The organism is Saccharopolyspora sp. NPDC045839 (assembly GCF_056431645.1).
Genome location: NZ_JBWKKH010000015.1, coordinates 93,830 through 119,552, shown reverse-complemented (window position 1 = coordinate 119,552; position 25,723 = coordinate 93,830). Strand labels below are relative to the sequence as shown.

The following is a 25,723-nucleotide window of genomic DNA, read 5'->3' as shown; positions in this document are numbered from 1 at the left end:
AACTTCCAGGACGAAGCCGGAGGAAACACCGTGGATTCACCAGCGCAGTGGCTGGCTGACTACGACAAGAAGCTCGCACGGGCGGCGGCGAACGCCCGCGCGGCCAGCGAAAGCCTGAACCGGATGAGCGGCACGGCGTCCTCGCCGCGCGGCGAGGTCACCGTGCAGGTAGGGCCCAGCGGCGCGATGGAGGACATCCGGCTGACGCCGGCGGCTCGCGCGCTGGAGGCCGAGCAGCTCGCGCGGCTCATCCTGACCACCGCGCAGCAGGCGCAGCGCTCGGTCGGCGCCCAGGTGGTCGAGATCATGACCGACTACGTCGGCGACGGTCCCGCGCTGGACTTCGTGAAGCAGAACATGCCGCCGGCCGCCGGCGTCGACGCCTCGTCCGGCCCGCCGCCGCCGGACGACGACGACTACTTCTTCGCGAACCCGCAGGTGATCGTCCGATGAGCGCGCCAGGCGAATTCCAGGTCGATCCCGGGCAGATCCGGGAGCACGCCAAGACGGTCGCCGGCATCGCCGACGGGCTGTCCGCCGCCGCCGGGGGCCTGCCCGGCGCGCTGGCCGACAACGCGCTCGGCTCGTTCGTGCAGTTCATCACGGCCGGGCTCAGCGGCGCCATGACCCAGGCCGGGGAGGCCATCGGGAGCGCCGCGTCCGCCATGGACGGGATGAGCTCGGCGCTCGTGCAGACCGCCGAGGGCTACGAGCGTTCCGACGACCGCAACGCCGGCTTGCTGTTCGGGAGGGACGCGCGATGACCGTGGAGATCAACTTCTCGGCGAGCCCGGACCCGTCGAACGCCTCGCAGGTCGTCGACGACCTGAAGTCGACCATCCAGGCCGTGCAGAACAAGGACTGGCAGACCGGTGACTTCGGCGGGGCCGGTGCCGGGCTGCAGGTGCTCGGCTCGGTGTCCGACCCGCTGTCGGCACTGGCCGGTGCCGGTTTCGGCTTCCTGGCGGAATCGGTGTCGTTCCTGGCCGAACCGCTGCAGCAGCTGGCCGGCGACCCGAGCTCGATCGCCTCGGGCGCGCAGGGCTTCCAGAACGCCGGGCGAGCCGTCTCGACGATCGCCTCGGAGTACGGGCAGTCGACCGGGCCGGAGACCAACGGCTGGTCGGGCGAGGCCGCGGCCGGATACCTGAAGACCGGCGCGGAGCTGGTGGACGGGATCAACGGGCTCGGCCAGGCGGGGGTCGCGCTGGCCGAAGCCGCGGCCGGCGCGGGCGAAGCGGTCGCGAAGACCCTCCAGGAGGTCACGACCCTCGTCAACGAGGCCGTCGGCAAGATCATCATGATCATGAACCAGGCGATCGCCGCGGCCCAGGCGACCTTCGGGGCGAGCATCGCGGCCGCGATCCCGCAGGCCGTGCAGGTCGCCGTGGAGTACGGCGGCCGGATCATGGGGCACCTGCAGACCCTGCTCTCCAGCGCGCAGAACCTGATGAAGCACGTCGATTCGACGGCCAAGGCCGTGGCCTCGCTGACCGACAAGATCGTGCAGATCAGCGAGCTCGCCCAGCAGAGCAGCGGCTCGCCGAGGGGCACGACGGCCCAGAGCACGCGGTCCGGGCTCTCCGGCCTGCCCCAGGACCAGTCGTCGCTCCCGGGATCGTCGTACGAGGGGTCGCCGTACTCGGGCGCGGCAGGCACGGCCGCGGCCGGCGCGACCTCGTCGCTCGCCGGCTCGTCTCGGCTGGGAGCGGCGGGTTACTCCACCGCCAATCCCGTGGGGGCCAACCCGGGTACGTCCGGCTCGGCCTACTCGGCCGCGGCCGGGGCGGGTTCCCAGAGCGGCTCGCCCTACATGGCGGCGGGCGGCCCGATGGCGCGTCCGGCGAACTCGTCCGAAGCGGCGACGACCCGCAAGAACCCGTACGAAGCGACGTGGCCGGACCCCGACTCGTCCGAAACGACCCAGTACGGCACGGGTCAGTACGGCACGGGTCAGTACGGCGCGCCCCCGCCCGGCAACGCCTGAGCCCTGCCGATGAACGCCTGCACTCCCGGCTGCGCCCGGGAGTGCAGGCGTTTTCAGCCCACCGACACGGCCACGAACAGCAGTCCGATGGCGATGACCCCGGCGACGACGATGATCAGCAGGTTCGACTTCTTGTCCATGGCGATCACCTTCCAGGCCGGCACCGGGGCGCCGACGCCGACCGTTCGCACCGCCGAGCCCCTGACCTGCACCTACGCCGGATCCGGCACGCGATCGAACCGATGGGTGAGACGCAGAACGCACAGCCGACCCCCACACCTGTGGGGTTTCGCCCCCGAATCGCGGGCTACCGGCGCCCCCGTTCGGGTTGAGGCGGCGTTTTCGCGCGAAACCGTCATTCGCCAGGCGTGCGGGGCGGCGGTTTCGCGCGAAAACGCCGCCGCTTCCGCAGGGACCCGACTTGCGCCGGCGTGTCGGGCGAGGCCCGGACAGGCTCTACAGGAGGCCCGACTGGGCGGCCTTGGTGATCAGCTCGATCCGGTTGCGGGCGTTGAGCTTGCGCATCGCGTTCCGCAGGTAGCCGGTGACGGTGTGCCGGGTGAGGCCGAGCTGCTCGGCGATCTCCGGGTTGGTCCGCCCCGCGGCGGCGTGCCGGACCACGTCGTACTCGCGTTGCGTCAGCCCGGTGTCGTGCAGCCGGGCGCGCATCCGGGGCGCCGCCCGGGCGTCGACGCGCGGATCGAAGATCGCGACCCCGCTCACCGCCTGGCGCACCGCCGCCACCAGGTCCGTCGCGCCGGCGTCCTTGAGCAGGCAGCCGTCGACGCCGGCGTCGAGCGTCGCCTGGAGCGCGGCGTGGTCGCGGAAGGCCGTGAACACCACGATCCGCGCGTCGGGCGCGGCTTGGCGCAGCGGTGCGACGAGTTCGCTCGCCACCGCGTCCGGCAACCGCAGGTCCAGCAGGACGACGTGCGGCCGGGCCCGGGCGACCAGCCGCACCGCCGAGGCGGCATCCGGTGCGCCGCCGACCACGCGGATCGCCGGATCGTCGCGCAGCAGCAGGCGAACGCCGTCGAGCACCACCGGGTGGTCGTCGACGACGACGAGGCGGATGTCCTCGCTCACGTCAGCGGAACCCGGATGCGCACGGTCAGCCCGCCGTCCTCGTTGGCCACCACCGACAGCGTGCCGCCGACCTCACCGACCCGGTCGGCGGTGGCCCGCAGCCCGATGCCGTTGCCCTCCTGGCCCCGGCCGGGCCAGCCGCTGCCGTCGTCGGCGACCGAGACGGTGATCTCGTCGTCCAGCGCGATCGTGCTGATGAGCACCGAGCGGGCGTTGGCGTGCTTCTCCACGTTGAGCAGCGCCTCGCGGGCGGCCGCGAGCAGCACCCGGGTGCGGTGCGGCCCGCAGTCCGGCACCGCGCCGACCTCGACCGACTGCGCCGTCGTGCCGGTGCGGCGCTGGAACGCCGCGCAGTCCCGGGACAAGGCCTCGGCGAGGCCGCCGCCCGGTTCGCCGTGGTCCAGGGCGTGCACCGAGTCGCGGAAGGCGGACGCGGTCTCCGCGAGCTGGTTCTCCAGCGACACCAACCGGTCCAGCAGTTCGCTGCTGCCGCCTTCGGCGTGCGTCCGCAGGTCGTGCAGCTCCGCGCCCATCCGGAACAGCCGCGCTCCCACCGAATCGTGCAGCTCCGAGGCGATCCGGCGGCGTTCGGCCGCGGCCGCCGCCTCGCGCTGGCGCCGCGCTGCCGACGCCGTCTGCAGCGCCAGTCCCCCGCTGTTGGCGACGTGCACGGCGGCGTCGAGCTGCCTGCCGCCGAAGTCGGTGATCTCGCGCATCGCCGCGTAGACCACGCCGTGCACCTTGCCCGCCCGGACCATCGGCACCGCCAGCATGGTCTTGATGCCGTCGGCGGAGATCGGCCCGTCGAAGTCGTGGGTGATCAGCTCCGACGCGCAGTAGTCGTCGACCCACACCGGCCGCAGCTCGGCGAAGCCCAGCCCACCGAGCCCGAGGCCCATCGGAACGCGCAGGTCGTGCAGGCCGGTGGCGCAGGTGCCGTTCCACTGCCGCAGCACCAGCAGGCGGTCGGCCTCGACCGGCCCGGCCAGGCCGATGTGCGCGCCGCATTCCTCGCGCACCCGCTGCGCGAGCCCGCGCAGCGCGGCCGTGTCGTCGAGCAGGTGCAGCACCTGCGCGTGCTCGTCCAGCAGGTGCTCGAATCGAACGCCCTGTTCCGCCGCCCGCTCCACCTGCGCGCCGTGCCCTTGCGCCACCCGGCCCCCGAACTTCCGTCCACTGTGCTCGCAACGCGAAAGCCGGCCGGGATTCCGCTGGCCGGCGGGAGGTTTCGCGCTCCGGCCACCCCCGGGATGGCCGGAGCCCGATGCTACCCGGCAGCGTCCCGGCCCCGGCAGGACCGAACCGCCGCGCGTCGATCACCGCAGGTCGAGGCTCGGCTCGCCTCGTGCGGCTCAGCGCCGGTGTGGCCGGCACCATCGCAGGTGGCAAGCTGCCTAGATCGATGCCAGAACGCGGTCGAGTGCCGCCCGGCCCGCGGGTCCCCAGGCCGGCTTGCCGCCGGGCAGCCCCCGTTCTCCGGCCTGACCCATGAGGATGAGGAAGACGCTCTTGGCCACAGCCCACCCTCGTACGCGCCGGATCATCGCCTCGTCCGCGTGCGCGTATGCGTCGAAGAGCCGTGCAGCCGCGCCCTCGGGTAGGAGGACCCATGCGGCCGCGAGATCGACCCCCGGATCGCCGGTGCACATGTCACCGAAGTCGATCACGCCTGAGAACGGGCTGAGGACCGCACCGCGGTTCCGGGCGTCAGCCGGGATCGCGCGGGGCTTCGGCGGGGACGAGCGCGGACAGCCACGGATGGGCTCCGCAGGTGGTCGCGATCGCGTCGGCGAGCCAGCGCTGCTGCGCCGCGTCGAGGCTCGGGAGCACCGCCGCGAAGTCGGCCTCGTCCTTCGGGCGCGGCTTCGCCGCCTTGTAGAACAGCTGGATCTCGGGCACCAGGAACGGGATGCCGTCCGCGGTCCGGCCGCCGATCTCGGCGATGGGCCGGCGGAGGTGCCGCGCTCGTCTCGACACCCACTCGTCGCCGGCCGATTCGTCCAGCATCACCTGGATCCGCCAGGGCGAATCCGCGTTCCGCCGGCACCAGATGTCGTGCACGCCGGCGGGCAGCCGCTCGTCGCGGCGCCAGGGCCGAAGTGTTCCGGGCGGGTCGGCCGCCCACCACTCCCAGCCCGCCAGGGCCTGCTGGACGGCGAGCTGGTCGCGGCGCAGCAGCAGCACGTCGATGTCACCGTGCTCGCGCAGCCTGCGCCCCGCGGCGAGTTCGACCGCGTACCCGCCGGCCACCCACCAGGGCGCGGACTGCCGCGCGAAGAGGCGTTGCACCTCGGCCGGTCCGGCCGGGTCCCACGGCGCGAGTTCTGGTGCCACGCACCGATCCTCGCAAATGCCCGGGGCGTCAGGGCTTGGCGGAATCGGTCCCGGGGTGCGGGGTGTCCCACCGGCCGCGGGTGAAGTCCGGGAAGTCGACCGCGGAGCTGCCGCCGGCGATCGACTCCGCGCTGAGCACGAACGGCGCGCTCCAGGTCGCCGAGTCGTAGACGTCGATGTCCGGCGGCAGCCCGAGGCGCATGGTCTGCGCGAGCCGGTAGAGCATCAGGTAGTCCATGCCGCCGTGCCCGCCCGGGCCAGGGCCGACGTCCTTCCACAGCCAGTGGTCGTGACCCGCGTAGTCGTCCCAGTTGCCCCACCCGTGCGGATTTCCGGTCGGCTCCAGGTAGATCCGCGGCGGGTAGTCCTCGAACACGCCCTTGGTGCCCTGCAGCTGGTTGAGCCGGCTGTAGGGCCGCCCGTTGGACACGTCGTGCACGAGGTGGATGACGCGGCCCGCCTCGGTCTGGATCAGGCTCATGGTCGCGTCACCCTTGACGTAGGGCTCCTGCCATGCCGGGTCGTCCGCGGGCAGGTGCTCCTGCCGGTAGGCGGCCAGCCCGAGCGCCGGGGTGCTCATGGAGGTGATCCGCGTCAGCCGGTCGCCGCGGTTGACGTCGAGGTACGCCGCGACCGGGCCGAGCCCGTGCGTCGGGTACAGGTCGCCGTTGACCTTGGTGTGCCACGCGCGGCGCCACTGCTTCGCGTAGTAGGTCTTGGAGAACAGCAGTTCCCGCAGGTCGTGGAGGTAGGCGCCGGCGCCGTAGAGCAGGTCGCCGAACATGCCGTCGTGCGCCATCCGCAGCACGCGCAGCTCGTTCTGCCCGTAGCAGCAGTTCTCCAGCTGGATGCAGTGCCGCCGGGTCTGCTCGGAGGTGTCGACGAGTTCCCACAGCTCGGCGGTGGTCACGCCGGCCGGGCATTCCACGCCGGCGTGCTTCCCGTTGCGCATCGCCGTGACCGCCATCGGCGTGTGCCATTCCCACGGGGTGGCGATGTAGACGAAGTCGACGTCGTCACGGGCGCACAGGGCCTCGAAGTCGTGGTCACCGCCGCTGTGCTTGGCCGGTTCCGGGCGCCCCGCGTCGACCACGGCCTGGGCCGCGCGGTTCACGGCGTCGGGGTTCGCGTCGCACAGCGCGGTGATCGCGACGCCTTCGAGCTCCAGGAACAGCGGCAGCATGCTCGCGCCGCGGTTGCCCAGGCCGATGATCCCGACGCGGACGGTGTCGAGCGGCTCGAAGGGCACGCCCATCATGGAATCTCCCTTGGCCGCGGGCCATGCCTGCCGCGCTGCGGCGGATCCGGCCGCCAGGTCGGCGAGCCCGAGCCCGGCTCCGGCCACCGCACCGGTTCGCAGCAGGGTCCGCCGGGAAAGAGGAGTGCGGTCAGCCATCGGTCTCCTCCTGCGTGAAAGTGCGTGATGAAACAATGTTTCGCGCAGAATTGCACATCTATCACCGAAGCAGTACCGACGCACGGGCGGTTCGGCGATGATCCGTTCGGCTGTCCCGATGCTCCCGAGGCGCGACGGGCGTTGTAGTACTTTTCGTCGAGGCCGCGCGAAAGGAATGGCTGTGAACCGGCACGAACGGCTGAGCAAACTCCTGGACATCGTCGGCCGGCGCGAACGCGCCGACGTCGAGGAACTGGCCGCCGAGCTGGACGTTTCCGCCGCGACCATCCGCCGCGACCTCGACCACCTCGCGGACCAGCAGCTGCTCGCCCGCACCCGCGGCGGCGCGGTGGCCACCAACGTCGCCTACGACCTGCCGCTGCGGCACAAGGCCGCCCGGCACGCGCCGGAGAAGCAGCGGATCAGCGCGGCGGCGGCGCGGCTTGTCCAGCCCGGCATGGTGATCGGGCTCAACGGCGGCACCACCACGACCGAGGTCGCGCGCTGCCTGGCCACCCGGCCGGACCTCAGCGAGCGCGGCGATCCCGGGCTTACCGTGGTCACCAACGCGTTGAACATCGCCAACGAGCTGGTGGTCCGGCCGCACATCAAGATCGTGGTCACCGGCGGCGTGGCCCGGCAGCAGTCCTTCGAGCTCACCGGGCCGCTGGCCACGCACATCCTGCACGAGATCACCCTCGACCTGCTGTTCCTGGGCGTCGACGCGATCGACAGCGAGCTCGGCGCCTACGCGCACCACGAGGGCGAGGCGAGCATCAACCGGCTGATGGCTTCGCGCGCGGCGCGCGTCGTCGTGGTCGCCGACAGCTCGAAGCTGGGGCGCCGCGCGTTCGCGCAGATCTGCGCGGGCGACGCGATCGACACGCTGATCACCAACTCCGGTGTCGACGACGAGGTCCGGCACGCCTTCGACGCCGCCGGGACCAGGGTCCAGGTCGCCTGACTGATCAATGATGCTCGAATAGAGCATTGATCGCGCACTTTCGCGCACTTAACCTGAGGGCTGTTTCATTCGCCGACGCCCTTCGGAGGAGCGCGCGATGGCGCAGTCGTTCGTGCAGGCCGAGATGACCAGCCAACCGGAGTGCTGGCGCCGGGCGGCCGTGCTGGCCGACTCGGTGCAGGACGCGTTGCCGCGGGCGGGCGAGCGGGTCGCGGCGATCGGTTGCGGGACTTCGTGGTTCGTCGCGCAGTCCTTCGCGGCGCTCCGGGAGGCGTCCGGGCTGGGCGTGACCGATGCGTTCCCCGCGTCGGAGATGCCGGCCGGCCGCCGCTACGACCGGGTGCTGGCCATCACGCGCTCCGGCACGACGACGGAGGTCCGGCAGCTCCTGGCTTCGCTTCGCGGAAAAGTGCCCACCACGGTGCTCACGGCGACGCCCGGCGCGGTGCGCGACGTCGCCGACGAGATCGTGGACCTGTCGTTCTGCGACGAGCGCTCGGTGGTGCAAACCCGTTTCGCCACCAGCACTCTCGCGCTGCTGCGCACGCATCTCGGGCAATCCCTGGCCGGCGCCGCCGACCAGGCGGAGACCGTGCTCCGCGAGCGGCTGCCGAACCTGTTGGAGGCGAACCAGTTCACGTTCCTCGGCACGGGCTGGACGGTCGGGCTCGCGCACGAGGCGGCGCTGAAGTTCCGCGAGGCGACGGGGATCTGGGCCGAATCCTATCCGGCGCTGGAGTACCGGCACGGGCCGATCAGCATCGCCGAACCGGGGCGCGTGACGTGGCTGTTCGGCGCGGCGCTGACGGACCTGGAAGCCGACGTGCGGCGCACCGGCGCGACGTTCGTCCGGCACGCCATCGACCCGATGGCGGACCTGGTCCGCGCCCAGCTGCTCGCCGTCCGGCTCGCGCGGCGCCGCGGCCTCGACCCGGACGCGCCGCGGCACCTCAGCCGCTCCGTCGTGCTCGACCGCTGACGGCGGAGATCCCCCCGCCGCCGTCGACCCCCGCAAGCACCTGGACGTCCTCGGAACCCGACCGCACCAAGGAGAGTGCCATGTCCGGAGCCTCCCCCTCGCTGGGCGCCGCCTCGGCAACGGCCCGGCGGATCGCGATCGCCGCCGCGACCATCGGCGTCATCTACGGCTACGACATCGGCAACGTCTCCGGCGCGCTGCTGTTCATCACCGAGGAGATGCGCCTGTCCCCCGCGCTGCAGGGCAGCGTGACCACGGTGCTGGTCGCTGGCAACATCGTCGGCGCGCTGCTAGCCGGGAAGCTGGCCACCGCGATCGGCCGGAAGCCGACGATGATCGTCGTGGTGCTCGGCTATGCGGTGTTCGCCGCCTGGTCCGGGCTGGTCTCCGACATCCTCTGGCTCGACATCGCGCGGTTCTTCCTCGGCGTCAGCATCGGGTTGTCGCTGGTGGTGGCGCCGATCTTCCTCGCCGAGTCCGCGCCGGCGGCGATCCGCGGCGCGCTGGTCGTCGGCTACCAGGTCGCCACCGTGGCCGGCATCCTCGCCGCCTACCTGGTCGACTGGAGCCTGGCCGCGTCCGGGAACTGGCGGCTGATGCTCGCGCTGTCCGCGATCCCGTCCGTGCTGGTGGTCTTCCTGCTCGTGCGGCTGCCCGACACCGCGCGCTGGTACGTGCTCAAGGGCCGGCACGACGAGGCTCGCCGGACCCTTCGGCTGGTCGACCCGAGCGCCGACGTCGAGCGGGAGCTCGCCGAGATCCGCGCCGACATCTCGGCCCGGCACGGCGGCCGGTTCGGCGAGATGTTCCGCCGCCCCTACTCCAGCGCGACGATGTTCGTGCTGGTCCTCGGCTTCCTCGTGCAGATCACCGGGATCAACGCGATCACCTACTACAGCCCGATGATCTTCAAGCAGATGGGTTTCCAGGGCAACGCCACCGTGCTCGGGCTGCCCGCGATGGTGCAGGCGGCGGCGCTGCTGGCGACCATCGGATCGCTGTTCATCGTGGACCGCGCCGGGCGGCGCCCGATCCTGCTCGGCGGCATCGCGGCGATGATGGCCGCCGGGGTCGCGATGATCCTGGTGTTCGCCACCGGATCGCTGGGCGGCGGCGGGTCGTGGTGGGGTTTCGCGGCGATCCTGGTGTTCACCGCCGGGTTCAACTTCGGTTTCGGTTCGCTGGTCTGGGTGTTCGCCTCGGAGAGCTTCCCCGCGCGGCTGCGCGCCTTCGGCGCGTCGCTGATGCTGACCGCGGACCTGGTGGCGAACCTGATCGTGGCCCAGTTCTTCCTGCCGCTGATGGACGGCCTCGGCGGCGCCACCACGTTCGCCATCTTCGTGCTGCTCGCGGCGATCGCCTGGGCGTTCGTGTTCCGCTTCGCCCCCGAGACCAAGGGGCAGCCCCTGGAGAGCATCCGCGCCTACTGGGAGAACGGCGCCCGCTGGCCCGCTGAATCCACCAACCGCCGCGGCGAATAGCGGGAGCCTGTTCGGAACCGCTGCCCGAGTCCTCGCCCGTGAATCTTCTGAGTTGCCACAACCGGCAAGAACGCCCCTGGTCACTCGCGATCACTTGTGGGCAGCCAGCCGACAGAATGCCGCAAGCCAGGCCGACCGGAGCCAGCGACGACGCGCGATGAGAACTGCGATTCGAGGAACCCGGGTGGACCAGCAGCCATCCCACCCGGACCTTCCTCGATCAAGTCCCGATCCTTCCACCCGTCTGCAGTAGTTCCTGTTCCCCGACAGCCGATTTCGGTTTAATGATCGAGTGTCGCGAAAAGGCGCGTTGGGACGCATCACGCTGTGGGCCGCGTTGGTGCTCGGGCTCACGATCATGTGGGTTCAGTACGGCGCTGCCGCCGCGACGACGCTGCTGACCATCATTTCCGGAGCCGCTGCAGTTGCCCAGGCCGTCGCCGCTTGGCGGTTGCGGTCGAAGCGGATGGAGCCGAGCACATCGGAACAGGTCGACCGTGCCGCCGAGGCGCTCGCCTGGGAAGTGCGCACGCAGCGGGAGGCCGAGGCCGGCCAGCGGCTGCTCGAGGATGCGGAGACGCTGCCGGTCCGCTGGCAGGCCGGGAGCGGCTCGGACGCAGGCGACCTGCCTCAGCTCATCGCTTCCTACGCCGAAAACCCGCGCCGCCTCGTGGTGATCGGCGAGCCCGGCTCCGGCAAGACGGCGTTGTGCCTGTTGCTGACGCTGGAACTGTTGCGTCGGCCTGCGCCTCCCCGGGTGCCCGTGCTGCTCCAGATCTCGTCGTGGGATCCAGCGGAGAACCTGCACGCTTGGCTGATCCGCAGCATTCTCGACAACTACCCGTTCCTCGGCAACGAAGCCCGCTACGGTGCCACTTCGGTGCGGGATCTGCTTGCTCAGCACCGAATCCTGCCGGTGCTCGATGGGCTTGATGAAATGGCCGCAGACGACCGGACCAACGCATTGCGAGCCATCGAACTGGACGCACGCAACGCAGAACCGGTGGTGGTGACCTGCCGCAGCGACGAATTCGATGCGGCGAACACGACCGGCATCGTGCGCGACGCGTTGGTGGTGCAACTCTTGCCGGTGGCCGCCGAGACCGCTGCCGACTACCTGCTCGACGCAGCACCCGACACCGGCATCGACCGCTGGGACCCGGTGTTGGCCAAGCTCACCGAGGGACGCGATGAGCCGATCGTCGAGGCACTGCGCACCCCGCTGATGCTCTTCCTCGCCCGAACCGCGTATGCCCATCCCAGCACCGATCCTGCGGAACTCCTCGCGCTTCCCGACGCACGCCGGATCGAGGAACGCCTGCTGGACGTGTTCACCCGGCACGCTTTCGCGGCGCGGCCGCATTCTCCGCTGTCCAGTCCCGCACAGCCGGCGCGGCGTTGGGATCCGGCGAAAGCTGAGCGGTGGCTGGGTTTCCTCGCCCGCAACTGCGGCCGGGAGATCGCCTGGTGGCGGCTCCGCGACTTGGTGCCGAAACCGGTGTGGCCCAGCACGGCCGCGTTGTTCGGCGGTTCGTCGTGCACATTGCTGGGCTGGTTGTTCTTCGGACTGTTCGGCCGCCCTGGGTTCGGGGTGTTGTTCGGGCTCGCGGTCGGTGTGATCTGCGGGTTCGGGCTCAGCTTCGTCCGGCCGGAGAACCCTCGGCGGTTCGTACCGCGCCCACTGCGTCGGCGTGAACTCACCCGCGACCTCGGGTTCGGTGTGATCGGCGCGCTGGTCGGCGGGATCATCGTCGGGGTGCTCTGGGGCGCCGGTTTCGGGGTGGCGATCGGGCTGGCCTTCGGGCTCGCGTTCGGAGTCGTCCGCCGGTTCACCGAGCCGACCGAGTCGCGCGAAGCTGTCACCCCTGCTCGCACGCTGCGCGACGACGAACTGGCGGTGCTTTATGCAGCGGGTCTCGGTGCCGTCGTCGGAGCCTTGGTCGGGGCTGCGATGGGCGGCGTTTTCGGCGCGGCCGACCGCGGACTGATCGTCCCGATCGACGATCCCGCACTGGTCGGCTTGCTCGGCGCGGCGGTCGGCGGATTGATCGGTGCCTGTGGGCTCGGTCTCGTCATGCAGTCCACGAGCGCTTGCGGCGCTCTTCTCGTTGCCCGACTCTGGCTCGCGCTGCGCGGCCGAACGCCCCTGCGGCTCATGTCCTTCCTCGTGGACGCTCACCGTCTCGGCGTGCTGCGTCAAGTCGGTCCGTACTACCAGTTTCGGCACGCTGTGCTGCAGGATCGACTGGCCGCACGACCGTGAGCGCCACCGGCCCGCCCAGCAGCCAATAGGTGCTACCGCCGGATGGCCGCAGCTCGCAGGTCTGCCGCCGCGTCCGGATCAGACAGGCCGTAGGTGCGGTCGCCCACATCACAGCGCATCACTTCAAAGTTCGCCGCACGCAATGCGGATGACCGCTCGGCGAGCCAGACGGGCTCGAATGCGTACTGCTGTCGCTCCAACGCCGTCAGCAACGCGGTTCGCAACGCGGTGTAGGCCGCCAGTGCGACACCGCAGGTCGTGACCGGCTCACGCACCGAACCTACGACGAGCTGTCCGGCTGCCACCAGCACGACCGACATAAGCACCAACCACGAGGTCCACCATCCTCCGGCGGGCGTCACCTGTCAGCCCTGGTTCGTCGTCCCAGCGCCCACTTTCGGGCCAAGGACACCAGCACTCTCGCCGGGGTACCCGCGGCAAGCCGGCTGGGCCAGCGGCGCCGCAGGAAGCAGCCCCACAAATGGAGGTAGATGACACCGCAGAGCGGTTGATCCCGGCCGTAGAGGTGGCGCAGCGCGGGACGCAACCCGCACAGCTGTCGACAGATGCGGGTGAGCGACAGTTCTCCTCTCGTCGCAGAGGTGGTGATCCCGGTCTTCTGGTCGTCTGCGACGTCCAGGTAGTCGTCGGCGAGTTGCAGCGCCTCGCCCAGCTCCCGCACCAGTTCCTGCTCTCGTGCCTCCATCTCCGGTCGTAGCAACGCGAACAGCACCACCGTCGCGTGCCCACCCTTGGCCCGCGTGATTTCCGCCAGAACCGACGACGGGATCGAAGGATCACGCTGGCGCTGCGACCTGATCTGCACTTCGTGCAACGCGGCCAGCACGAGGTTGATGGGATCGTCGCGGCTCCGGCCGAGTCGCCGTTCCAACTCCAGGTACAGGGCGGACAACAGCCGTTCGGCTGCGCTGGCGGGCGCGAACGCGCCACCGGCGAACAGCGCCGAAAGCCGCTCGAGAAGGTCACCGTCGCCGTACTCGTCGACGAGATCGTCGTACACCCTGGCGACAGCGCCACCGAGCACCACGAGATCCGCGTGGAAGGGCACGCTCGCGGTGGTCGCGTAGCCGGAGAGCAGGAAGCAAAGCTTGGCGCAGATCTCGCACATCGCGCCGTCCAGGTACCGGCTCGGGCCCGATCGGTCCAGTACCGACTCGACGATCGGCGCAACCACCTGCTCGTACGCGGTGACGTACTCGACGGTGCGGCGCCCGATCGACGGCACGGCGCCGGCGAGTTCGACTGACCGCAAGAGCGCGAGAACATCCCGCCACAGTCCGCAGTCCATGCGTCGATTCGAGTGGTCGACGCGAGAGAAGTCGAGACGCCACAACGGTACAAGCCGAATCAACACGAACGGCCCGGCGCGGCGGGTAGCGGGAGCCCGCCCGGACCGTCGGTGAGACCGGCTGTCAGGTTTGGCGGAGCAGGCTCGGCGCTGTTTCGTGCGCGTCAGGAGGGCGCGATCGCCGGATCCGGCCGGACATCGCCGGCCGGCACTCCCGGGGGCGTCAGCAGGAATACCCGAGGCGCGACCCGGTCCATGGAGCCGCCGCGCCCGACGACCATGCCCGCGGCGAAGTCGACGAGCCGCACCGCTTCCGCCTTGGGCAGGCTCGTCAGGTCCATCACCACCGGCACGCCCTTGCGGAAGTAATCACCGACGTCGTAGGCGTCGCCGTAGTTCTGCGGGTGCAGCGTCTTGACCACGTCATCAGTCTCGTCGGCCGGGCGGCAAAGTCAACTGGAAGCGGATGAGCCGCCCCGTCCCGCCGGGCGGGAACCCGCGCCCGGGTCGCAGCCACCCCGTTGCACATGTACTAATGTGATCGCTAAATTGAACTCATTAGTTCAATGTTAGATACGACTCGGGAACGGACATGGCTGCTCGCTCAGAACCAGCGGATTCCGCGCTCCGCAAGTTGCTGGTCACCATGCCCCTCGGCGCGTTCCTGGCCCTGCTGGACACGACCATGACCGGCGTCGGAATCGACACGCTGGTCCGCGAATTCGGCTCGACGCCGGCCGCGATCCAGTGGGTGACCACCGCCTACCTGCTCGGCGTCTCGGTCACCGCGCCGCTGTCCGGCTGGGCGATCGACCGGTTCGGCGCCCGCCGCACCTGGCTCGCCGGGCTGCCGACGCGGCGGCCCGCTCGCCGCCATCACGGAGCGACTGCTCGGACCCGGGTGACACCGCGAATTCGCCCGGCCGACTGCTTCCGCCGCAGCGGCGCTGCAGCCCGGCCGGGCGGTCGCTGTCGGCACTGCTGGTGGTGCGCTGCGACGCGGTCACCGGTGGGTCGGTGAGCGACTGACGACATCGTCACCCGCCGACCGTCACCGGCAATGCCGTCTGCCCGGAGACTCCTGTGTTGGTGTTGCTCGAGCTGCTGCTGCTCCGGCTGCTGGTGCTGCCTTCGCTGCTGTCGGTCTCGCCCCTGGTGTTGCCCCCCTTGCTCTTCTTGTTCTTGTCGTTGTCCTTGTTGTCGGTGTGGAAGTGCCCCGCTGCCGAGACCGGCTGCTGCGCGGCCGCGGCAGCCGTTCCGATGTCGGCAACTCCCAGTGCGAGAGGCGCGGCCAATGCGAGTGCGGCCAACGCCCTAACCGCTGTGCGCATGGAGATTTCCCCTGGTTCCGTTACTTTAGTCCCTTGCCCGTACCTTCTCCGCCGTGTTCGCGGCTTCGAAACCCCCGGACACCACCGAGTTTTCTCCGGCCGCGCACCGAATGCGCCAGTGGAACACCCGGGCCCGCCCCCTGGCCGCGTCCGCTCTTCCACGGGTGCCCGGCGGAGTTGCCAATCGAGGGGTCGCCGCCCCTACCATCGGAATATGGCTATTTCCGGCCGTGCTGGGGCCGGGCTGCGTGGCCGGAACCGCGAGTGCGAGTTCCTGGATCGCCTGTTGGCGAGAGCCCGGATGGGGCAGAGTTCCGCGCTGGTGCTCCGCGGCGAGCCCGGTGCCGGCAAGACGGCGTTGCTGGACTACGTCCGAGAACGAGCGTCGGGTTGTCGCCTCGCCCACGTCGTGGGCGTGGAGTCCGAAATGGAACTCGCCTTCGCCGGTCTGCACCAGTTGTGCGCGCCGATGCTCGACCGCCTGGACCGGCTTCCGGAGCCGCAGCGGGACGCGCTGCGCGTCGCGTTCGGCCTGCACGAGGGCGGCGCCCCGGATCGCTTCATGGTGGGCCTGGCCGTCCTGACGCTGCTCTCGGAAGCCGCCGCGGAGCGGCCGCTGGTCTGCCTCGTCGACGACGCCCAGTGGCTCGACCGGGCCTCGGTGCAGGCCATGTCGTTCGCGGCGCGCCGCCTGCTGGCCGAGCCGGTCGCGGTGGTGTTCGCCGTGCGCGAGCCCAACGACGACCACGACCTGGCCGACCTCCCGGAGCTCTCCGTCAACGGCCTCGGTTCCGCCGACGCCGCCCAGCTGCTGGCTTCGGTGATGCACGGACGGCTCGACGAGCAAGTGCGGGACCGGATCATCGCGGAGGCCCGCGGAAACCCGCTGGCGTTGCTGGAGTTGCCGCGCGTGTTCACCCCGGCCGAGCTCGCGGGCGGGTTCGGGTTGCCCAACCCTGGGCCCGTGTCCGGCTGCCTCGAACAGTGCTTCACCCGCCGGATCCGGGCGGTGCCCGGCGATACCCAGCGGTTGCTGCTGACCGCAGCGGCCGACCCGTCGGGCGACGCCGGCCTGCTCTGGCGGGCCGTCGCCGGGCTCGAGCTGCCGGCCGATGCGGCCGGCCCGGCCGAGGCCGCCGGGTTGATCGAGATCGGCGGCCGGGTGCGGTTCCGGCATCCGCTGGTGCGCTCCGTGGTCTACCGGACGGCGTCGCCGGACGAGCGCCAGCGGGTGCATCGCGCGCTGGGCGAAGCCACCGACCCAGCAGTGGATCCGGATCGGCGCGCGTGGCACCGCGCCCGCGCCGCCCGCGGCCCGGACGAGGTGGTGGCCGGCGAACTGGAACGGTCGGCCGACCGGGCGCACTGCCGCGGCGGGATCGCGGCGGCGGCCGCCTTCCTCGCGAAAGCGACCGAGCTGACGCCCGATCCGGCACGCCGGGGTGCGCGCGCCCTGGCGGCCGCCCAGCAGAAGCTGGATGCCGGGGCGCCCGATGCTTCGCTGGGACTGCTGGCCATCGCCGAAGCATCACCGCTCGACGAGCTCCAGCACGCCAGGGCCGACCTGTTGCGCGCCGAGATCGCGCTCGCGGTGAACCGGGGCCGCGACGCGCCGCCGCTGCTGCTGCGAGCCGCCGAACGCCTCGAACCGCTCGATGTCGCGCTGTCGCGCGAAACGTACCTCGAAGCGCTCGAAGCGGCGATCTTCACCGGCCGGGTCGGCAACTGCAACGAGGCGCTGCGGGCGACCGAAGCCGCCCGGCGCGCACCGCAGCGGCCGATAGACCTCCTGCTGGACGGGCTGGCCGCACGGTTCACCGACGGCTTCGCCTCCGGCGTTCCGACGCTCCAACGCGCGGTGCGGGCACTCCGCCGCAGCGGCACGGCCGGGACCGACGACGCCCGCTGGATCGGGCTGGCCTGCCGCGTCGCGACCGACCTGGGCGACGACGAGGCGTGGCGCGAGCTCGCCGCCCGCGGCCTCCGCCGGGCACGCGACACCGGCGCGCTCACCACGCTCGCCACCGCGCTCAGCTACCGCGCCGGGGAGCACGTTCACGCCGGCGAGCTCGACGTGGCGTCGGAGATGCTCGACGAGGCCGATGCGATCGCCCAGACGTCCGGCAACGCGCCGCACCGGTACGCCGCGATGACGCTCGCCGCGACCCGCGGCCGCGAAGCCCAGGCGCTGGAGCTGATCGAGACCAGCGCGCGGGATGCGGACGCCCGGGGCGAGGGGCGAGCGATCACGATGGCCGACTACGCGACCGCAGTGCTGGCCAACGGCCTCGGCAAGTACGAGACGGCGGTCGCCGCCGCCGAGCGCGCCTGCCGGAACGACCAGCTGAGCGTCTACTGGTGGGCGCTGGGCGAGCTGGTCGAGGCTGGCGTGCGAAGCGGCCGGCGCGAGGTCGCCGAGGACGCCTTCCGGCGGCTCCACGAGCGAACGAGAGCTTGCGGCACGAACTGGGCTTCCGGCATCGAGGCTCGCTCGCTGGCGCTGCTGAGCACGGGTGAGGAGGCCGAGAAGCTCTACCGCGAGGCCGTCGAGCGGCTGGCCCACAGCCGTGCCGCCGTGCACCTCGCCAGGACCCACCTGCTGCACGGCGAGTGGCTGCGCCGGGAGAACCGGCGCCTGGAGGCGCGCGAACAGCTGCGCACCGCGCACGAGATGTTCGGCCGCATCGGAACCGAGGCGTTCGCCGAACGCGCCCGCCGGGAACTCCTGGCCACCGGCGAAACCGTGCACCGGGCCACGCCGCAGACGCTGGTCGTGCTCACCGCCCAGGAGGCGCAGATCGCCCGGCTGGCCCGCGATGGTCACACCAATCCGGAGATCGGCGCCCAGCTGTTCCTCAGCCCGCGCACCGTGGAATGGCACCTGCGCAAGGTGTTCACCAAACTCGCCATCGGTTCGCGCCGGGAACTCCGCCGGGTCCTCTCCAGCGCCGCTCTAGCGGATTCGCGCACTTAGCGGCGGCCGGCCCGGGTCCGCTGCGGAACCCGGGCCGGGCCGGTTCACCCGACGTAGACGTTCAGCTGCATTCCCATCTGCCGGTGGTTGCCGATCGGGCACCAGAAGTCGTAGAGCCCGCGGCGCAGATCCACGGTGAGGTCGGCGGCCTGACCCGCCTGCACCGTCGGCGTGCGCGCGTTCGCGACGCCGGGTCCGCTGATCTGCAGGGCGTGCGGCGCGCGCCCCTCGTTGATGGCCCGGAACGTGTAGCGCCCCGGCGGCAGGAAGGCGGGCTGCAACAGCCGGTAGTCGACCATCTTGACGATCACCAGGTGCGATCCGCCGACCACCGGTCCGGCCGGCGCCGGCGGTGCCGCGGCGGCCGACGCACTGGTGCAGACGGTCGCCACCAGTGCGAGCACGCCGAGCAGCACGCTCAGCAGCACCCGCCTCGTTCTTCCGGATTTCCTGCCCATGACCCTTTTTCCGCTCACTTCGATCAGCATTGCCGACCCCCACGAGAAATTCGGCACCGGGCCGGGAAATGCGCTAGCATTCGGAAAACCATTACCGGCCCGGCTGTTTCGACGGTGCGAGCCCGTCCAGAGTAAATCCGCAGGCCGTCCGTTTGGTGGCGGAAGTTCCCGGCGTGGCCCCTGTTGCCGGTCTTGCGGCCGAAAAACCCGCGACCGCGCGGGCGCATCGGCTCGGCGCGTGGATTTAGGTATGGAAATCGGTAATTCCAACGCCGCCAGGTACCGCGGTTCTCACGCAAGGTGGACGGCATCGTCCCCGTCCCCCGACGTTCGAGGCCGGTATGTCCCGTTTCGCTCGTCCCCGACAGACCAACCGAATCACCCCGTTCCCCGGGCCGCCAGGCATCGGACGCCCCCTCGGCGGCCCGGGGAGCGGAGGTGCCCCCGAGTTCGCCGGATATGCGCGCGGCTGCCGTCCAGAAGTCGCACACCGGCAGAACTCCTCCCCGGAAACCTGATGCGAACCACCCCCGATCACGAACCGACCGAGCAATGGCTGCCGCTGCTCGACAGCGCCACCACCCCGATGGCGCTGCTCGACGCGAGCGGCCGCTGCGTGCACGCCAACGGCGCGCTCTGCCGCGCGCTCGGTTACGACCGGGCCGGCCTCGTCGGACACCCGCTCGACGGCTTCACCGCGGATGAGGCCGATCCGCGAAGCACCACCGGATCAGGAACGGCCGAACGGCGATTCAGGCGTTCCGATGGCGGCACCGTGCGGATGCTCCAATGCACGTCGCCGATCCACGGCCGCGGAAGCGAGCCGGGGCTCTTCCTCTCGCAGTTCCACGAGATCGAGGACCGCCCGGAGACCGGCCCCCTGTGGAGTCGCGTGTTCGCCAACGCCCCCACCGGCATGGCGCTGCTGGACCACGACGGCCGCTGGGCCGACGTCAACGAGGCGTGGTGCGAGCTCCTCGGGTACAGCAGGCGCGAAATGCTCGAAATGCACATCCTCGACGTCACCTACGCGCAGGACCACGAACACTCCGCGGCTGCGCTGGCCGACCTGGCGGCGGGCCGGCTGACCACGGTCAGCTTGAAGAAGCGCTACCGGCACAAGAACGGCCATCCGATCTGGGTGCTGATCCGGACCAGCGTGGTCCCCGGCGCCGACGACCGCCCGGCGTACCTGGTCAGCCAGTGCGAGGAGCTCGGCGAGCGCGGCGCCTCCGACGTCCACCTCGCCCACCTGGCGCTGCACGACCCGCTGACCGGGCTGGCCAACCGCGCCCTGCTCGACGATCGCCTGGCACACGTCCTCGCGGACCTCGAACGGGACGGCGGCGTGGTCGCGGTGCTCGTCGCCGACCTCGACGAGCTGAAGCCCGTCAACGACACCTACGGGCACGCCGCGGGCGACCGGCTCCTCATGACCGCCGCCGACGAACTGCTCAACGCGGCGGGCCCGGCCGACACCGTGTGCCGGATCGGCGGCGACGAATTCGCCGTCATCAGCCGGGTTCCCGATGTCCGGGCCGCCGCGGAGTTCCGCGACCGCGTCGCCCGGCGCCTCCGGGCCGAATGCGACACGCCGCACGGCCTCCTGCGGATCCGGGCCAGCGTCGGACTGGCCACCACGACCGACCCGGCGACCCGTCCGAACGCGCTGCTGCACGAAGCCGACCGGGACATGTACCGGCGCAAGCACGACATGCGCGCGGTCGCGGAGGCGACCGCGCACTGCCCGCACTGCCAGGCCAGGAACGAGCCACCCACCCGGCCCCGGGCGGGTGGGTGACGCGTTCGGCGGTCAGTGCGCGAACGCCGTGCCCGGCACCTCGACGCGGTCGACCTCCGGCCGGTACAGCATCAGCACCGCGGCGTCACCGATCCACACCGCGAACACGATGCCGGTGACCATGGCCGCGATCGTGACGAACGGGCCGGACACGTAGAAGGCGGTGACCCCGGCGATCAGCCCGATCGCGGCCACCGCGAACCCGAACCAGCCGACCCAGGGCCCGAGCACCTCGCGGCGCACCATCGCGGCGCCGGTGGTCGCGGCGAACAGCGCGACCAGCAGCCCGAGCGGCCCGAGCGCGAGCCGGTGCAGCTCGGAGAGCACGAACACCGCCGACCCGCTCGCGGTCGAGATGTCCCGGCTCATCGACGCCAGCGCGGTCACCGGGAGCATGCTCAGCATCGTCATCGCCGACAGCACCACCCCGGCGGCGAACACGACCGGCGAGAACGCCTCCGCACCGCCTTCGGCGCGCTGCAACAGGTGCCTCAGGTGCCCGACGAACCACAAGAACACCACCGCCGCCAGCGTCGCCAGCAGCGCGGCCAGCACCACCGTGCCCCGGTTCCCGGCGACGTAGAAGAAGGTCAGGACCGGCTCGTCCCCGGTCGGGGCGGTCGGGTTGAGGAACAAGCTGACCAGCAGCAACACCGCCGCCACCAGACCGCTCGCCGCCCCCGCGCGCTCCCATGCCCGCTCGTTCATCGCAGCCTCCTCCGCTCGGATTCCGCAAGCCACCGGGTTACCCCGACAACGACGTGAACCCAACACGACGCACCCCGGCCACCGGGCCGGGAAAAACCGGCACGACGTTCCGCGACGACGGCGGCGATGCACGTGCCAATGGGCTCTGGCATCCCGCGCGACGGCTCCGCGATGCTGCGGTGTTGGAGGCGAACAGCAATGGCCGCGACGAAGCACTGGACGGTCGACGTCTACTTCGACGAGGACATCGACCACACGCACGCCGAAGCGCGCCTGCGAGTACCGGTGGCCGGGGAACTCCACGGCAAGGGCGCGGCACGGCGAAACCCGCAAGACCGCAGCGTGCCGGAGATCGGCGACGAACTAGCGGCGGCGCGAGCGCTGTTCGACCTGGCCCGCCGCCTGCTGAGAACGGCGGAAGACGAAGTCGAGCGAATGACGGGCCACCCGGCCCACCTCCACACCTGAGTCCGCAGAACCACGGAGAGACACGCTCGTGCGGGTTTGGCGGTGTCTACGACCATGCGGTGCGGGCGCTCGAAACTCCCGCTGGTGGCCAAGTTCTTCGAGCTGTCGGCCGCGGTCGACCTCGACGGGGAACGGCTGCCCACCTCGTCGCGATGACGGGGAACGCCGTCGGCGGAACCGTATGATCCGGGCGGGAAGACCGGTACCGGCGAGGGAGACGACGTTGCACCTCTTGGACCTGCAGACCCCTGCGCTCGTCGTCGACGCCGCGCTGCTCGATGCCAACCTGCGGACGATGGGCGAGGCGCTGCCCGGGGCCCGGCTGCGCCCGCACGTCAAGGCGCACAAGACGACCGCGCTCGCCCAGCGCCAGGCGGACATCGGGCATCGCCGCTTCACCTGCGCCACCGTCCGCGAGGTCGAGGGCATGGCCGCCGCCGGGCTCGGCGAAGACCTGTTGCTGGCCAACGAAGTTCTCGACACCCGGCGCCTCGGCGCGGTCGTGCGCGGCGGTGCCCGGGTGACGTTGGCCGTGGACTCGCCGGAAACCGTCGAAGCCGCCGCATCCGGCGGTGTCCGCGAAGTGGTCGTCGACGTCAACGTCGGCCTGCCGCGCTGCGGCATCGATCCCGCCGCCGCGGGCGAGCTCGCCGATCTCGCTCGCAGCAAAGGACTTTCCGTTCGCGGCGTGATGGGGTACGAAGGCCATCTCATGCTGCGCAAGGACCCGGCGGAGCGCGCCGAGCGCGCGGCCGAGAGCATGGCGCTGCTGCTGGCCGCGCACGAGGACGTCGGCGGCGATCTCGTCAGCGCGGGCGGCACCGGGACGTACGCGGTGAACACCTGGGCCACCGAGGTCCAGGCCGGCTCCTACGCCCTGATGGACACCGCCTACGCCGAGCTCGGCCTGCCGTTCCGGCAGGCCCTGACCGTTCTCGGAACCGTCATCTCGGCGTCCCCGAAGTGGGTCGTCGCCGACGTCGGGATCAAGGCGCTCGGCATGGACCACGGCAATCCCGCGATTCCGGGCGCGCGCGTGCACTTCTGCTCCGACGAGCACCTGACCTTCACCCCGGAGCTCCCGGCCCGGGTCGGCGACCGGGTCCGGGTGCTGCCCGCGCACATCGACCCGACCATCGCGCTGCACGAACGCATCCACGTCGTCGACGGCGACGAGGTCGTCGAGATCTGGCCCGTCGACCTACGCGGCTGGTGATTTCGCCGGACCGGTCCCGCCCGGCGTCCGCCGTGCAATAGGGTTGCGCCGCCTCGTCCGAGGCTGGCCCGGCTCGTGGATCGGAGTGACGGTGCGGATCGGTCAGTTGGTCAGCGGCCGGTATCGGTTGGCGGAGCAGATCGGTTCCGGCGGCAACGGGACGGTCTGGCGCGCCGTCGACGAGGAACTGGGCCGGGACGTCGCGATCAAGCACGCCGTCTCACGGGACAGCGAGCACGGCGCCGAGCGGATCCGGCGGCTGCGCACCGAGGGCAAGATCCTGGCGAAGGTGAACCACCCGAACGTCGTCACGTTGTACGACGTGGTGGACGAGGGCGGCGAATGGCTGCTGGTCATGGAATACCTCCCCGCGCCGGACCTGGCCCACCACCGCATGTTGTCGCCCGCGCGGGTGGCCAGGCTCGGGGCGCAGCTGGCCGCCGGCCTGGCCGCGGTGCACGCCACGGGCATCCTGCACCGCGACATCAAGCCCGGGAACGTGCTCGTCACCGCCGACGACATCGCCAAGCTCGGCGACTTCGGCATCTCGCGCGCCGTACACGCCGACGTGACTCTCACCGAGACCGGCCTGCTCTCCGGGACACCGGGCTTCGTCGCCCCCGAGGTGGCCAACGGCGCGGACCCCACCGCGGCCTCGGACGTCTTCTCGCTCGGCGCCACCCTGTTCGCCGCGATCGAGGGCGTGACGCCGTTCGGCGAATCCGGCAATCCGTTCGTGCTGCTGCGGCAGGCCGCGGCGGGCAAGGTCGCCGCGCCCAGCCAGGCCGGGCCGCTCACTCCGGTGCTCGCCCAGCTGTTGCGGGTCAATCCGGCGAAGCGGCCGAGCGCGGCGGAAGCCAGGACGATGCTGGAGAACGTCGCCGCCGACGTGCCGGTCGAGAAGCGGCGGCGCGGTCGCGTGGTCGCGGTGTCCGCGGCCGTCGCCGGCGTGCTGGCGGCCGGTGCCCTGGTGGCGACCGGTTTTCCGCCCACCGCGGCGGATCGGCCCCCGACTGATCGGGCCGGAGCGCCGAGGCCGGTGTCACCGATCGGCGAGCCCCGCACGGCCGACCCCTGCGCCCTGCTCGACCCGGTGGCGCTCGCCCGGTTCGGCGAAACCGACCTGAACGCCGAGTACGGCAACTTCAACCGGTGCGACGTCATCGTGGATTCCGGCGACGGCGAGGTGGACGTCGAGGTGCTGTTGTCCGCCGCCGACGGGCCGCCGGAGGGCCGGGTCGAGAAGATCGGCGCGCTGGACATCGTGCGGGAACCGCAGGAAAGCGACGAATGCGCCCGGATCCTGCCGATGCCCGACCGGCGAACCCGGGTCGTGATCACCGCGGACCAGCTCGGCGAGGGCCAGTCCGATCTGTGCGGCATGGCCGAGGCGGCGGCTACGACCGCGGCCGGGGTGCTCGGCCGGGGCGAGGTTCCGCGCCGGCCCGCGCCGAATCCCGCTTCGCTGATCAACGCCGACGCCTGCGGCCTCCTCGACGGCGATGCGCTCGCGCGCTTCCCCGGTGTCGACGCGATCCGCCCGGAGCCGGGCTTCGGCGGCTGGAGCTGCCGGTGGAACAGCACCACCGGACCGGCCACGCTCCGGCTCATCTTCGACCGGCACCAGCCGCCCACCGCCGACGACGGGCGGCCCGTCCGGTTCGGCGACCACCGGGCGTTCGTCGAGCCGGAGGGCTACGGCGAGGAGTCGTGCCAGGTCGGCATCGTCCACCGCGAGTACCGCGGCGAGGACGGCCAGCTGGTCGAGCGGCTGCTCGTCGTCGTGATGGGTCCGCAACCCACCGACGAGCTCTGCCGGCTGGCCACCGCCCTCGCCGAACCGGCCGCCGCAGGCCTCCCCACCTGACACCAAGACCCGCACCACGCGAGGCCCCGCTGGCTGACGTGAAGTGAACGGCCTGTTCGCCTCGATAGATGAAGTGAACGGTCCGTTCACCTCATCCATCCGATGCCGGTGGACACCGCTGGAATTGGGTGAACGGACCGTTCGTCTCAATAGGTGAAGCGAACAGGCCGTTGACTCCGCCGCCTCCAAGGCTGTAGCGGGCCAAGACTCGCTGCTCCGGAGCAGGTGCGCCACCAGAGGAGCCAACCCGGGTCAGCCGTCGAGGCCCCTCAGGTCCGGCGGGACGAGGGTGGTGCTCTCCATCAGTTCGCGGATGAGGTTGTGGTTCAAGGTGTTCCCGACCGGCTCGCCGACCTCGTCCCGGGTCAGCCCGGGCACGCCGCCCTTCGACAGCCTGGTGCGGACGTCGACGACGTCGTGCTCCACCCGCTTCGCCGTCCACCCGGCATCCGGTTGCAGCTCGGCGAGGTGTTCGGCGGCCTGCCGCCAGGACAGCGGCTGCGGGTAGGCCTCGTGCATCAGGTAGCGCTGGCCCAGGACGACCAGGAGGAGCTTCTCGGTCGGCGAGAGCTTCCACGTCCTCGGCGGTTGCGTCGGGTCGCTGTGCTGCGACGCGGGCGGCTGCCCGTCCGGCCCCGCCACGTACAGCTCCAGCAGGTGCTCGCGACCGCTCGAACCGCGCAGGAACAGCGGCGTGTACCCGGTGGTGAGCGGGACCGGCTCGTCGTCGGCGAACAGCAGCCGGGAGCCGGGGAAGCGGACCGGGAGGCGCCCCGTGTTGTGCACCCACCAGTGGTCCAGGTGGTGGGTCAGCAGCCCGTGGTGGCGGCTGATCCGCCGGTCGTTCTCCCCGACGCAGACGTGCACCTCCGGCCGGTTGCGGCCGAACACGATCGTCCGCCCCTCCCGCGGCCGGACCGTGATGCCCCCGGTGACCGACAACGCGAAGATCGTGCCCGGCGCCGACCCGGGCACCCCGAACGCGAGGCTGCCGTGCCCGGCCGCGAGCGGACGACCCCCGGCCACCTGCAGGTTCTCGCGCATGCCCACCTCCGCTTCCTCGAACGCACCTGCAGCATTCCACGGCCGGCCGGGAGCCCT

At 71.4% G+C, this 25,723-nt stretch carries 26 protein-coding genes; 13 read left to right on the top strand and 13 right to left on the bottom strand.

Translation table 11 applies throughout. The annotated features are described in order from the left end of the window. Positions 1-30 precede the first annotated feature (30 nt). Genes AC07EQ_RS21825 through AC07EQ_RS21815 form a run of 3 tightly spaced genes read left to right on the top strand, consistent with a single transcriptional unit; the run spans position 31 to position 1,987 of the window. Complete coding sequence (locus tag AC07EQ_RS21825) at positions 31-453, top strand: YbaB/EbfC family nucleoid-associated protein (protein ID WP_478389759.1); 423 nt, start codon at positions 31-33, stop codon at positions 451-453. Beyond that, entirely contained in the window at positions 450-764 is a 315-nt protein-coding gene (locus AC07EQ_RS21820; RefSeq protein WP_478389758.1) for a type VII secretion target, read from the top strand. The genes AC07EQ_RS21825 and AC07EQ_RS21820 overlap by 4 nt, the downstream gene beginning before the upstream one ends. After that, positions 761-1,987 carry a hypothetical protein gene (locus AC07EQ_RS21815; protein ID WP_478389757.1) on the top strand — a complete coding sequence of 409 codons (1,227 nt, stop codon included), beginning with the start codon at positions 761-763 and terminating at the stop codon, positions 1,985-1,987. Before AC07EQ_RS21820 ends, AC07EQ_RS21815 begins: the two co-directional genes overlap by 4 nt. A 53-nt stretch (positions 1,988-2,040) precedes the next feature. Here AC07EQ_RS21815 and AC07EQ_RS21810 read toward each other — a convergent pair whose 3' ends face one another. From AC07EQ_RS21810 to AC07EQ_RS21785, 6 genes are all read right to left on the bottom strand, one after another. After that, complete coding sequence (locus AC07EQ_RS21810) at positions 2,041-2,178, bottom strand: hypothetical protein (RefSeq protein ID WP_478389756.1); 138 nt, start codon at positions 2,176-2,178, stop codon at positions 2,041-2,043. Between the two features lie 265 nt (positions 2,179-2,443). Continuing rightward, a complete protein-coding gene (locus AC07EQ_RS21805) occupies positions 2,444-3,073 on the bottom strand; it encodes a response regulator (RefSeq protein WP_478389755.1) in 630 nt (209 codons plus the stop codon). Continuing rightward, positions 3,070-4,227 (bottom strand): GAF domain-containing sensor histidine kinase, encoded by a 1,158-nt coding sequence (locus AC07EQ_RS21800; RefSeq protein WP_478389754.1) that lies wholly within the window; start codon positions 4,225-4,227, stop codon positions 3,070-3,072. The genes AC07EQ_RS21805 and AC07EQ_RS21800 overlap by 4 nt, the downstream gene beginning before the upstream one ends. 240 nt (positions 4,228-4,467) lie before the next feature. Beyond that, positions 4,468-4,740, bottom strand: coding sequence for a phosphotransferase (locus AC07EQ_RS21795; RefSeq protein WP_478389753.1), 273 nt, complete (start codon positions 4,738-4,740; stop codon positions 4,468-4,470). Between the two features lie 40 nt (positions 4,741-4,780). Beyond that, positions 4,781-5,407, bottom strand: a complete 627-nt coding sequence (locus tag AC07EQ_RS21790) for a nucleotidyltransferase domain-containing protein (RefSeq protein WP_478389752.1) — start codon at positions 5,405-5,407, stop codon at positions 4,781-4,783. Positions 5,408-5,435: 28 nt separating this feature from the next. After that, on the bottom strand, positions 5,436-6,803 hold the full coding sequence (locus AC07EQ_RS21785) for a Gfo/Idh/MocA family protein (protein ID WP_478389751.1): 1,368 nt from the start codon (positions 6,801-6,803) through the stop codon (positions 5,436-5,438). Between the two features lie 181 nt (positions 6,804-6,984). Between AC07EQ_RS21785 and AC07EQ_RS21780 the strand changes: the two genes are divergently transcribed. The 4 genes from AC07EQ_RS21780 (at position 6,985) to AC07EQ_RS21765 (ending at position 12,490) form a co-directional block, all read left to right on the top strand. Continuing rightward, on the top strand, positions 6,985-7,767 hold the full coding sequence (locus AC07EQ_RS21780; RefSeq protein ID WP_478389750.1) for a DeoR/GlpR family DNA-binding transcription regulator: 783 nt from the start codon (positions 6,985-6,987) through the stop codon (positions 7,765-7,767). Between the two features lie 97 nt (positions 7,768-7,864). After that, the gene (locus AC07EQ_RS21775) at positions 7,865-8,746 is read left to right on the top strand and encodes an SIS domain-containing protein (protein WP_478389749.1); all 882 of its coding nucleotides are present in this window, start codon (positions 7,865-7,867) and stop codon (positions 8,744-8,746) included. Positions 8,747-8,826: 80 nt separating this feature from the next. Next, entirely contained in the window at positions 8,827-10,227 is a 1,401-nt protein-coding gene (locus AC07EQ_RS21770; RefSeq protein ID WP_478389748.1) for a sugar porter family MFS transporter, read from the top strand. A 292-nt stretch (positions 10,228-10,519) separates the two neighbouring features. Further along, positions 10,520-12,490: a hypothetical protein gene (locus AC07EQ_RS21765; protein ID WP_478389747.1), complete on the top strand. Its 1,971-nt coding sequence runs from the start codon at positions 10,520-10,522 to the stop codon at positions 12,488-12,490. 32 nt (positions 12,491-12,522) lie between these two features. On the opposite strand, the gene AC07EQ_RS21760 is transcribed toward AC07EQ_RS21765, so the two are convergent. The 3 genes from AC07EQ_RS21760 to AC07EQ_RS21750 all read right to left on the bottom strand — a co-directional run bounded on the left by AC07EQ_RS21760 (position 12,523) and on the right by AC07EQ_RS21750 (position 14,221). Further along, complete coding sequence (locus AC07EQ_RS21760) at positions 12,523-12,810, bottom strand: hypothetical protein (protein WP_478389746.1); 288 nt, start codon at positions 12,808-12,810, stop codon at positions 12,523-12,525. Between the two features lie 38 nt (positions 12,811-12,848). Beyond that, a complete protein-coding gene (locus AC07EQ_RS21755) occupies positions 12,849-13,799 on the bottom strand; it encodes a class 1 isoprenoid biosynthesis enzyme (RefSeq protein WP_478389745.1) in 951 nt (316 codons plus the stop codon). A gap of 164 nt (positions 13,800-13,963) precedes the next feature. Beyond that, positions 13,964-14,221, bottom strand: coding sequence for a cell division protein SepF (locus tag AC07EQ_RS21750; protein WP_478389744.1), 258 nt, complete (start codon positions 14,219-14,221; stop codon positions 13,964-13,966). Between the two features lie 170 nt (positions 14,222-14,391). On the opposite strand from AC07EQ_RS21750, the gene AC07EQ_RS21745 reads away from it, so the two are divergent. Continuing rightward, positions 14,392-14,820, top strand: coding sequence for an MFS transporter (locus tag AC07EQ_RS21745; protein WP_478389743.1), 429 nt, complete (start codon positions 14,392-14,394; stop codon positions 14,818-14,820). A 16-nt stretch (positions 14,821-14,836) separates the two neighbouring features. Here the strand turns inward: AC07EQ_RS21745 and AC07EQ_RS21740 are convergent, their stop codons facing one another. Next, complete coding sequence (locus tag AC07EQ_RS21740; protein WP_478389742.1) at positions 14,837-15,130, bottom strand: hypothetical protein; 294 nt, start codon at positions 15,128-15,130, stop codon at positions 14,837-14,839. Between the two features lie 214 nt (positions 15,131-15,344). Here AC07EQ_RS21740 and AC07EQ_RS21735 point away from each other — a divergent pair, with 214 nt between their 5' ends. Then, the gene (locus tag AC07EQ_RS21735) at positions 15,345-18,104 is read left to right on the top strand and encodes an ATP-binding protein (protein ID WP_478389741.1); all 2,760 of its coding nucleotides are present in this window, start codon (positions 15,345-15,347) and stop codon (positions 18,102-18,104) included. Positions 18,105-18,148: 44 nt separating this feature from the next. Here the strand turns inward: AC07EQ_RS21735 and AC07EQ_RS21730 are convergent, their stop codons facing one another. Continuing rightward, on the bottom strand, positions 18,149-18,562 hold the full coding sequence (locus AC07EQ_RS21730; protein ID WP_478389740.1) for a cupredoxin domain-containing protein: 414 nt from the start codon (positions 18,560-18,562) through the stop codon (positions 18,149-18,151). A 517-nt stretch (positions 18,563-19,079) separates the two neighbouring features. Here AC07EQ_RS21730 and AC07EQ_RS21725 point away from each other — a divergent pair. Continuing rightward, complete coding sequence (locus AC07EQ_RS21725) at positions 19,080-20,363, top strand: diguanylate cyclase domain-containing protein (protein ID WP_478389739.1); 1,284 nt, start codon at positions 19,080-19,082, stop codon at positions 20,361-20,363. Between the two features lie 12 nt (positions 20,364-20,375). On the opposite strand, the gene AC07EQ_RS21720 is transcribed toward AC07EQ_RS21725, so the two are convergent. Beyond that, on the bottom strand, positions 20,376-21,071 hold the full coding sequence (locus tag AC07EQ_RS21720) for a hypothetical protein (protein ID WP_478389738.1): 696 nt from the start codon (positions 21,069-21,071) through the stop codon (positions 20,376-20,378). A gap of 198 nt (positions 21,072-21,269) precedes the next feature. Between AC07EQ_RS21720 and AC07EQ_RS21715 the strand changes: the two genes are divergently transcribed. The 3 genes from AC07EQ_RS21715 to AC07EQ_RS21705 all read left to right on the top strand — a co-directional run bounded on the left by AC07EQ_RS21715 (position 21,270) and on the right by AC07EQ_RS21705 (position 24,622). Then, the gene (locus AC07EQ_RS21715; protein ID WP_478389737.1) at positions 21,270-21,539 is read left to right on the top strand and encodes a DUF1876 domain-containing protein; all 270 of its coding nucleotides are present in this window, start codon (positions 21,270-21,272) and stop codon (positions 21,537-21,539) included. A gap of 223 nt (positions 21,540-21,762) precedes the next feature. Continuing rightward, positions 21,763-22,755: an alanine racemase gene (locus AC07EQ_RS21710; protein WP_478389736.1), complete on the top strand. Its 993-nt coding sequence runs from the start codon at positions 21,763-21,765 to the stop codon at positions 22,753-22,755. Between the two features lie 91 nt (positions 22,756-22,846). Next, positions 22,847-24,622: a serine/threonine-protein kinase gene (locus tag AC07EQ_RS21705; protein WP_478389735.1), complete on the top strand. Its 1,776-nt coding sequence runs from the start codon at positions 22,847-22,849 to the stop codon at positions 24,620-24,622. A 252-nt stretch (positions 24,623-24,874) separates the two neighbouring features. On the opposite strand, the gene AC07EQ_RS21700 is transcribed toward AC07EQ_RS21705, so the two are convergent. Then, positions 24,875-25,666: an FHA domain-containing protein gene (locus tag AC07EQ_RS21700; RefSeq protein ID WP_478389734.1), complete on the bottom strand. Its 792-nt coding sequence runs from the start codon at positions 25,664-25,666 to the stop codon at positions 24,875-24,877. Positions 25,667-25,723 lie beyond the last annotated feature (57 nt).

Excerpts from the sequence above, each read along its gene's own strand:
- AC07EQ_RS21725 (WP_478389739.1), top strand. The coding sequence starts at position 19,080 with ATGCGAACCACCCCCGATCACGAACCGACCGAGCAATGGCTGCCGCTG.
- AC07EQ_RS21785 (WP_478389751.1), bottom strand. The coding sequence starts at position 6,803 with ATGGCTGACCGCACTCCTCTTTCCCGGCGGACCCTGCTGCGAACCGGT.
- AC07EQ_RS21760 (WP_478389746.1), bottom strand. The coding sequence starts at position 12,810 with ATGTCGGTCGTGCTGGTGGCAGCCGGACAGCTCGTCGTAGGTTCGGTG.
- AC07EQ_RS21720 (WP_478389738.1), bottom strand. The coding sequence starts at position 21,071 with ATGAACGAGCGGGCATGGGAGCGCGCGGGGGCGGCGAGCGGTCTGGTG.
- AC07EQ_RS21820 (WP_478389758.1), top strand. The coding sequence starts at position 450 with ATGAGCGCGCCAGGCGAATTCCAGGTCGATCCCGGGCAGATCCGGGAG.
- AC07EQ_RS21730 (WP_478389740.1), bottom strand. The coding sequence starts at position 18,562 with ATGGGCAGGAAATCCGGAAGAACGAGGCGGGTGCTGCTGAGCGTGCTG.
- AC07EQ_RS21775 (WP_478389749.1), top strand. The coding sequence starts at position 7,865 with ATGGCGCAGTCGTTCGTGCAGGCCGAGATGACCAGCCAACCGGAGTGC.
- AC07EQ_RS21815 (WP_478389757.1), top strand. The coding sequence starts at position 761 with ATGACCGTGGAGATCAACTTCTCGGCGAGCCCGGACCCGTCGAACGCC.
- AC07EQ_RS21715 (WP_478389737.1), top strand. The coding sequence starts at position 21,270 with ATGGCCGCGACGAAGCACTGGACGGTCGACGTCTACTTCGACGAGGAC.
- AC07EQ_RS21770 (WP_478389748.1), top strand. The coding sequence starts at position 8,827 with ATGTCCGGAGCCTCCCCCTCGCTGGGCGCCGCCTCGGCAACGGCCCGG.
- AC07EQ_RS21735 (WP_478389741.1), top strand. The coding sequence starts at position 15,345 with ATGGCTATTTCCGGCCGTGCTGGGGCCGGGCTGCGTGGCCGGAACCGC.
- AC07EQ_RS21745 (WP_478389743.1), top strand. The coding sequence starts at position 14,392 with ATGGCTGCTCGCTCAGAACCAGCGGATTCCGCGCTCCGCAAGTTGCTG.
- AC07EQ_RS21755 (WP_478389745.1), bottom strand. The coding sequence starts at position 13,799 with ATGGACTGCGGACTGTGGCGGGATGTTCTCGCGCTCTTGCGGTCAGTC.
- AC07EQ_RS21700 (WP_478389734.1), bottom strand. The coding sequence starts at position 25,666 with ATGCGCGAGAACCTGCAGGTGGCCGGGGGTCGTCCGCTCGCGGCCGGG.
- AC07EQ_RS21740 (WP_478389742.1), bottom strand. The coding sequence starts at position 15,130 with ATGCGCACAGCGGTTAGGGCGTTGGCCGCACTCGCATTGGCCGCGCCT.